We start from the raw sequence: 8,193 nt of genomic DNA, 5'->3' as shown, positions 1-8,193 counted from the left end.
TAAAGCGAAGCGTCAGCGACAAAGCGCCCTGCCGTAACGGAAATCAACCCACGCTATGGTGATGAACCGATTATTGCAATGTAAGGGAGAAGAAATACAAAGTGCTACTGCAATTATGCTAAGGCGTAACCGATTCGGCAAAAGGAGGAATTAACTATGAGCAATGTATCGACAGAAAATACGACGAAAACAATGAAGGAACAAATTTTAGCAGGTGGTCTGCCAAAATATCACGATAAAAATGCACAACAAGGAAAGCTATTTGTACGTGAACGACTCGAATTATTATTAGATGATGGACTTCAATCAGAAGATGGCTTGTATGCGAACTGCTTAGCAGGTGACCTACCAGCAGATGGCGTTGTCACAGGAATCGGTAAAATTCATGGCCGTACTGTTTGCGTTTTAGCAAACGATTCGACGATTAAAGCTGGGTCTTGGGGGAAACGTACAGTTGAAAAAATGATTCGTATTCAAGAAACAGCTGAAAAGCTAAATTGCCCATTACTGTATCTAGTCGATTCAGCAGGTGCACGTATTACTGACCAATTAGAAATGTTTCCTGGTCGCAGAGGAGCAGGCCGCATTTTCTATAATCAGGTAAAGCTTTCAGGTAAAATTCCTCAAATATGCTTACTGTTTGGCCCTTCTGCGGCAGGAGGTGCATATATCCCAGCATTCTGTGATATTGTCGTCATGGTAGAGGGCAATGCATCGATGTATTTAGGGTCTCCACGTATGGCGGAAATGGTTATAGGTGAGAAGGTAGATTTGGAAACAATGGGTGGAGCGAAAATGCACTGTTCTGTTTCCGGTTGCGGAGATGTGCTTGCTAAAACAGAACAGGAAGCCATTTCCTATGCTCGTAAATACTTGAGCTATTTCCCGAACAACTTTGCAGAGCGTGGTAAGGTAGAGGCTCCAAAACCGCCAGCTTCATTTGAGAAATCGATTGATGAGCTAATACCGAAAAATCAAAACGTTCCTTTTGATATGTATAAGCTAATTGAACGTATTATTGATGAAGATTCGTTCTGTGAGGTGAAAAAATTATTCGCTCCAGAATTAATTACAGGGCTTGGACGCATTAATGGGCAATCGGTTGGAATTATTGCCAATCAACCGCGCGTAAAGGGAGGCGTTTTGTTCCACGATTCAGCTGATAAAGCGGCAAAGTTCATTTCACTTTGTGATGCGTTTAATATTCCGCTTCTTTTCCTTGCCGATGTACCAGGCTTTATGATTGGTACGCAGGTTGAAAAAGCAGGGATTATACGCCATGGTGCGAAAATGATTTTCGCAATGAGTGAGGCAACCGTTCCAAAATTAACGGTCATTGTTCGGAAGGCATATGGTGCAGGGCTGTATGCAATGGCAGGTCCTGCTTTTGAGCCAGACTGCTGTATTGCACTTTCCAACGCACAAATTGCTGTAATGGGCCCTGAAGCTGCAGTTAACGCAGTATATGCCAATAAAATTGCTGAACTCCCAAAAGAGGAGCAGGCAAGCTTTATCGCAGAGAAACGCAAAGAATATCAAGAGGAAATCGATGTCTATCGTCTAGCTTCAGAGTTGATCATTGACGATGTTATTGAGCCAAATGATTTAAGAAAAGCACTTGAATCACGTTTAGAGCTCTATATGTCAAAGTACTTATTATTCTCAGAACGTAAGCATGGAGTAAATCCAGTATAAAGCCTTGAAATAACGCTGTCTCAGTTAATTGAGGCAGCTTTTTTGTATTTGAAATATTGTATTCTAGTTTATCACCGAAAGCTGGGATGACATTTTGTTAAATTTTGTTTAGTCATCTCTTTTCTAATCGAACCTGGACAGACGTATAGTATAAGGAGGAAAAAGGTTGATATTATGCTTTAAAACTCTTTACGCATCTTATGATTACCACTTGCTTAGGGAGGCGGGGCATATTAAAATTATGTGAGGATATAGGGAAGTAGGTGGTAGAGGCGTGACAAAAAATAATATACATGGTAATGCCAAGCTACCATTACCATATCGTGCATTGATAGATACATATTATTTACCGATAAAGATAACAGGTTGGATCTTTTTTTGTATCTATTCTGTAATAGCTTTTTATAAACTAGTCATTGATCGTCTAGTGAATGTAGTCGTTATGTTGTTCAATGGCGAATATTCTTTTGGTGAATTAGGGCTGTTTGATTATAGTGACTGGCGATTAACGACAAATTTTATTCCCTTTGATACAATTCTTCGCTACATAAATTACTCTCAGTATTTTAATATTGATACCATTATTATTAATTTACTCGGCAATTTATTAATATTTACCCCAATGGGCTTTTTACTACCACTATTATCAAAAAGGTTTCGTAAAGCGCGGACAGTTATTTGGGCAGGCTTTTTCTCTAGTCTAGCGGTAGAAACTATCCAGTTTATTTTTACAGTTGGGTCGGCAGATATTGATGATTTAATTTTAAATACACTCGGAGCATGGCTTGGTTACTTAGCCTATAAAAGTATACTTATTAAACCTAAAAAAGATAGATAGAAACAGTCCTTGCTGAGGGGCTGTTTTTTTAGTGGTGAATTAACACTATTTATAAAGTGATAACAGTAATAAATTTTATTGAAATTAACTATTGAAATACTAAATGAATATAATATCGGGGGTTCGTAGAGGTCTTTATACCTATTTTATTGAAAGCGAAATATTTCTTTAGGAGCTTAGTATTAATTAACTCTTGAATTCGATAAAGAAAATTCCGATAATTAGTATATAGAAACTGTTTAGATTGTATGAGTATAGTAAATAAAAGATTTGATCATATCTTTTATGTAACTTGCATATTAAATTAGAAAGCCGAGGTGAATCATATGAAACTATCAAGTTTAATAGAACAAGAAAGAATGTCATCACACTATAATCGTAAAAAGATTTTACAGCGAAAACAAGCAGGTGATGCATATCGAAAAAACTCACTGTATTTTCCGCCAAAGAAAAATCCATTATTGCTTGAGCTAGAAAATTTACTTTTAGGGCATACAGATCAAGAACTCTATGAGCAACAAAAAGAGGAAGCCAAAGAGGTCACGCCTCAACAGCAAGCAATCATTCAAGATTTGCAGCAAACGAAAAATGTGCTCGCACATGAACAAACGCAAAAACATTATTCACAGTTAGAGCGTGTAGATGAGGAAGCGCCTATAGTTGATGCGAATGCCAAGGAAACGTTACAAATTTTAGAGCAGGTGCGGAATACAGCGCTGGCACCTGCGCAGCCATCACCACAGGATTTACGTGTAGCGGCAAGTGCAAATGTTCAAATACAGCACATGCAAGCGCAATTAAATGGCCAAGAGGTAGATGAAAGTGTACTAGATGATAGTGAACCTGCTTTTGTACGTGAAGATATTGAAGTCAAAGTACCAGAACGTTTTTCGAAGGAATTGAAATTGGATCCATTTGTAGATACAATTTTCGGTAAGAGTTATGCGGAGGCATACAAGGCGCGAACATTTAAATACGCTTCTGAAAAATATGCCACTCATATTCAAATGGCAAAGGACGGCTATCGACCGGGAAATGACACCGTGATCTCCATGATAGCCTAATGCTGCAGATGGGGGATTTTTGATATGGCAAAAGCAAAGCATGCGAAAACAAATGCGATAAGATTATTGGAACAACAAAAAATACAATTCGAAGTAATTGAATATGAGACTGGTGACGGCCAAGTTGATGGAATTTCGGTTGCTGAAAAAATTGGTCACCCAGTTTCTCGTGTTTTCAAAACATTAGTAGCAAAGGCAAGTGCCCAAAAGCTTTTTGTATTTGTTATTCCTGTAGCAGATGAGCTTGATTTAAAAGCTGCTGCAAAGGTTGTAGGAGAGAAAAAAATCGACATGCTCCCGGTCAAGGAGTTACTTGGCTATACAGGCTATGTGCGAGGCGGATGCTCTCCAGTCGGCATGAAGAAGCTTTACCCAACTGTCATCGATGCGACGGCTCAAGAGCAAGGAAATATTATTGTGAGTGCCGGAAAAATCGGCATGCAAATCCACGTACAGCTAGATGATTTAGTCGCTGTTACAAAGGCAAAGCTCGCACCAATTACCACTACCCAAGAATGATATGTTGGGTAGTTTTTTTTATTGGAAATTTGCGGAAATGTCACTTAGATAAGCGGTGTACTGCTCTGCTAGTCGGGCACTATCCATTAATTCGAGAACATTACTTTCTATTTTGTTTTTTTATTGTACGTGCAGGGGTAAATACAATCGTTACTAACATTCCTAAATATAAAGGATACTGTAAAAATTCATTTGTTGAATAGCGCAATAAATAAGGCATACCTATTAACATCATTGTTATACCAATTGCAAACAAAACAATCCAAATTTTTTTATCATACATTTCCCTCCAAACTTAAAAATTCGACTTCATTTTGGGTATTCCTTTTTCCAACTTACTGCTCGCGTATGAAAAAATTTGTATTTAATTTGTAAGATTATTATATATAATTGATTTAGTAATATTGGAAAAATTTATATCTTTTTCTTTGCTGTGGGTTTTGGGGGGGATTAACTTGAGAAAATTAGCATTATTTATTTTATGTATCTTTTTAGTAGGATGTACTTCAAAAGTTTATACAGATAACTTCGATAAGGGAAAAGCAGAACTGGAAAATGGTAATTACAGTGAAGCAATAAAATTCTTTGAGATTGCTGAAGAAGAAAAAAATACGAAGGAAATTGATGAATTAATATCGATTGCAAAGATCCTTAATGATAGCTTAATTGCTAAAAAGGAAGGTAAATTTGAAGCAAGCAATTATAATGCTGAAAAAATTATAGATTATAAAATTAAAGAAGAAGTAAATAAAAAAATCATTGAGAGTACAAAAAAACAAGCAAGAGAAATTATAAAACAAACAGATGTGGAAAGCGCTCAAAAGGAAGAGTTAGAGGCAAATATCTCCAAAGGAAAAGTGTTGCTAGAACAGCAAAAGTTTGACGAAGCATACACTATTTTTAACACACTTGTTACTCAAGAAGGGGATTATCCAAGTTACAAATTATTTAAAGATTTGTTTGTTCAAGCAACTAACTTAGCAAAAGAAACCGTTGATAAAAAAGAAGCATATATCGTGGAGCAGCAAAATAAAGCGGAAGAAGAGAAAAAGAAGAAAGCAGAAGAAGAAAAGCAACTGAAGATAGCAGCAGAAAATGCTAAAAAAGAAGCGCAAAATGCTAAAGTTTCAAAAGAGCAAGCAAAACAGCTAGTAATACAAAAACTACAGCTACCTAATAATCCTAATTTGTTTGTTGAATATGAGTATGACAATGAACATGGCGATTATGTTTTTCATGTTTATGAAGTTGTGATTGACGACGCAAAAACGAAAGAAGGACATACTGCTACATGGGGTTGGTACGGTGTTGATCCGAAAAATAAATACGTATATGATGCGTTTAACTAATAACTCAATATTTCACAACAAATATTGAGTTATTTCTTAATTAAGCCAATGAGCCACTTACTCTCATTGGCTTTTTCTGATTCTTTATAGTTCGAACCTACACTAATCATGCAGAGAAACGGGGGAATCATACGATTGCTGGTAGCTCATTGCAAAGAGTGCACGAAGAACGACTGGCATCACAACTTGCCGAGGAAAACTGTTTTGGAGAAAAGAGCTTTTCATTTTTTAAAAGGTTCCTTCATATAATGCAAGGCATAAGATAAAGGGGGATCGAAATTGAACGGAAATGTGACCTATTATTATGGACACGCACTGACTGGGCAAGGAATTAAACATTTATATAAAGAAATGATGGATGAGGCAGAATTAGTTTATATTTTGCAGGGTGCACCGACGTTTAAAGGATCTGAGCTTCTTAAAGAGCTTGGGTATTTTTATGTGAAGCAGGGCTTTGCGGTGGAATGGTTTAAGCATGCTTTGTTGGAGGATGTTGTAGAGGCAGTATATGTGCAAGGCTGTAATCGATTATTTGTATGGTCAGCGGAATGGGGGATTGAACCGACTTTTCTTGGCACAAAGCATCGGGTGATGTCATTTTATGATTGCTTAGAAGAAATCCAGCTCGAAAAGGTTGGTGAACAGCTTGCTAATACGATGACCGAACGAGAGTCATGGCGTGTGAAGTGTATTTCGTCGCTTACTAAAGCTATAGAGATTCATGATGATTGGGAAGTAGTCACACAGAGCTGTATGAACTGGGAGGCATTAAATGACCAGGTAGAACATTTAAAGACAGATGTTTTCCAATCGATTGTCTTAAACAAAACAGGTATGCGCACACATCGCTTACTCGGAACATTAACGCCGAGAGGGGCCGAAAATACAGTAGATAGTATAACGAAAAATGTAGCTCGAAGATTGATGATCAAAGGAAAACCAGGCACAGGTAAATCTTCGTTAATGAAAGGTTTAGCGGATGAAGCCAATGCGAGAGGGCTCGATGCACAAATTATTTGGTGTGGCTTGGATGCAAACTCTGTTGATATGGTTATTATCCCGGAATTAAATTTCTGCATCTTTGATAGTACGGAGCCTCATATCTTTGATCCACAGGACGGCAGACTAGGGGATGAAATTTTCGATATAGGGAAACATTGCGCAATTTCACAGGATGCAGAAGCTCAAATTGAAGATATTCGCGCAAAGTATAAAGAAGCAATGCAGGATGCAATGGGTTATTCGAAGCGTTATGCGGAAGCGGAGTATACAGTCCGTCGATTAATAGATAATTGTCTATCGTCATCTCTTTGGCGAGAAAAAACTGCCCCACTATTCGAAAGATTAACAAAGTAATTTTTCTTATAACATGCTTATGCTACACTAGGAGCTAGAAACAGTTTTCCTAGGAAAGGATGATACGCTTGTCAAAAGTATTGAATGCATTTTTAGATGAAAACCTACAAAACTTACATGAACAAGGCTTATACAATGAAATTGATCCAGTAGAGGGAGCAAACGGTCCCATTATTCAGGTACGTGGCAAAAATCTAATTAATCTATCCTCAAACAACTATCTTGGCTTAGCAACGAATGAAGATTTAAAGCGTATTGCCAAAGAAACAATTGAGACATACGGTGTGGGGGCTGGAGCAGTCCGTACGATTAACGGCACACTTGATTTACACGTAAAATTAGAGGAAAAGCTTGCTGAATTTAAAGGAACAGAGGCAGCGATCTCTTACCAATCAGGTTTTAACTGTAATATGGCAGCTATTTCAGCTGTTATGGATAAAAATGATGCGATTCTTTCGGACCAATTAAACCATGCATCGATTATCGATGGCTGTCGTTTATCACGTGCGAAAATCATTGCCTATAATCACTCAGATATGGACGATTTACGTGCAAAGGCAAAGGAAGCAACAGAATCAGGCTTATACAATAAAATCATGGTTATTACGGATGGCGTATTCTCAATGGACGGTGATATTGCAAAATTACCGGAAATCGTTGAGATTGCGAAAGAGTTTGATTTAATAACATATGTCGATGATGCGCACGGATCAGGGGTAACGGGTAAAGGAAAGGGTACCGTGAAGCATTTCGGTTTAGAAAAAGAAATCGACTTCCAAATTGGTACACTTTCTAAAGCAATTGGTGTTGTTGGTGGATATGTAGCAGGTAAGAAAAATTTAATTGACTGGCTAAAAGTACGTTCTCGTCCATTTTTATTCTCAACAGCATTACCACCAGGTGATGTTGCTGCGATTACAGCGGCAGTGCAAATGCTGATTGACTCAACAGAGCTTCACGATAAGCTTTGGGACAATGGCGATTATTTAAAGGCCGGTCTTGCTAAATTAGGCTTTAATATCGGCGAATCTGAAACGCCAATTACACCATGTATTATTGGTGATGAAAAGCTTACACAGGAATTTTCACGTCGCCTATTTGAAGAAGGCGTCTACGCTAAATCCATCGTTTTCCCAACGGTTCCAAAAGGCACAGGACGTGTTCGTAACATGCCTACAGCGGCACATACAAAAGAAATGTTGGACGGCGCTCTAGCAATCTATGGAAAAGTCGGCCGTGAACTAGGTGTTATTCAATAAAAAATTGGGCTGCCTCAATAGTAAAATGTACCCTATAAGATAGACACTTTCAAAAAGGTCATCTTATAGGGTATTTTTGTTTATAATGAAGAAAAAACGAGCGGTGGTTAATA

The 8,193-nt window shown here is 37.8% G+C and carries 8 protein-coding genes; 7 read left to right on the top strand and 1 reads right to left on the bottom strand.

Features of this window, described 5'->3' with window-relative positions:
* Positions 1–156 precede the first annotated feature (156 nt).
* The 4 genes from ACFCYJ_RS19060 (at position 157) to ybaK (ending at position 4,116) form a co-directional block, all read left to right on the top strand.
* Entirely contained in the window at positions 157–1,695 is a 1,539-nt protein-coding gene (locus ACFCYJ_RS19060; RefSeq protein ID WP_376075872.1) for an acyl-CoA carboxylase subunit beta, read from the top strand.
* Between the two features lie 274 nt (positions 1,696–1,969).
* Positions 1,970–2,533, top strand: a complete 564-nt coding sequence (locus ACFCYJ_RS19055; RefSeq protein WP_376075870.1) for a VanZ family protein — start codon at positions 1,970–1,972, stop codon at positions 2,531–2,533.
* 326 nt (positions 2,534–2,859) lie between these two features.
* Positions 2,860–3,597: a hypothetical protein gene (locus ACFCYJ_RS19050; protein WP_376075868.1), complete on the top strand. Its 738-nt coding sequence runs from the start codon at positions 2,860–2,862 to the stop codon at positions 3,595–3,597.
* 24 nt (positions 3,598–3,621) lie between these two features.
* Positions 3,622–4,116 carry a Cys-tRNA(Pro) deacylase gene (ybaK, locus tag ACFCYJ_RS19045; RefSeq protein WP_376075866.1) on the top strand — a complete coding sequence of 165 codons (495 nt, stop codon included), beginning with the start codon at positions 3,622–3,624 and terminating at the stop codon, positions 4,114–4,116.
* Between the two features lie 100 nt (positions 4,117–4,216).
* On the opposite strand, the gene ACFCYJ_RS19040 is transcribed toward ybaK, so the two are convergent.
* Positions 4,217–4,399 carry a hypothetical protein gene (locus tag ACFCYJ_RS19040; protein WP_376075864.1) on the bottom strand — a complete coding sequence of 61 codons (183 nt, stop codon included), beginning with the start codon at positions 4,397–4,399 and terminating at the stop codon, positions 4,217–4,219.
* 172 nt (positions 4,400–4,571) lie between these two features.
* On the opposite strand from ACFCYJ_RS19040, the gene ACFCYJ_RS19035 reads away from it, so the two are divergent.
* The 3 genes from ACFCYJ_RS19035 (at position 4,572) to ACFCYJ_RS19025 (ending at position 8,080) form a co-directional block, all read left to right on the top strand.
* The gene (locus ACFCYJ_RS19035; protein WP_376075863.1) at positions 4,572–5,465 is read left to right on the top strand and encodes a hypothetical protein; all 894 of its coding nucleotides are present in this window, start codon (positions 4,572–4,574) and stop codon (positions 5,463–5,465) included.
* A gap of 279 nt (positions 5,466–5,744) precedes the next feature.
* Positions 5,745–6,821 carry a nucleotide kinase gene (locus ACFCYJ_RS19030; protein WP_376075861.1) on the top strand — a complete coding sequence of 359 codons (1,077 nt, stop codon included), beginning with the start codon at positions 5,745–5,747 and terminating at the stop codon, positions 6,819–6,821.
* A 59-nt stretch (positions 6,822–6,880) separates the two neighbouring features.
* Positions 6,881–8,080 (top strand): glycine C-acetyltransferase, encoded by a 1,200-nt coding sequence (locus ACFCYJ_RS19025; protein ID WP_376075860.1) that lies wholly within the window; start codon positions 6,881–6,883, stop codon positions 8,078–8,080.
* Positions 8,081–8,193: the final 113 nt, after the last annotated feature.

The sequence above is a fragment of the Lysinibacillus sp. NPDC056232 genome (assembly GCF_042267565.1).
Lineage (GTDB): Bacteria > Bacillota > Bacilli > Bacillales_A > Planococcaceae > Lysinibacillus.
Note: the sequence above shows the minus strand (reverse complement) of the source record. Positions and strands in the feature narration are given on the sequence as shown.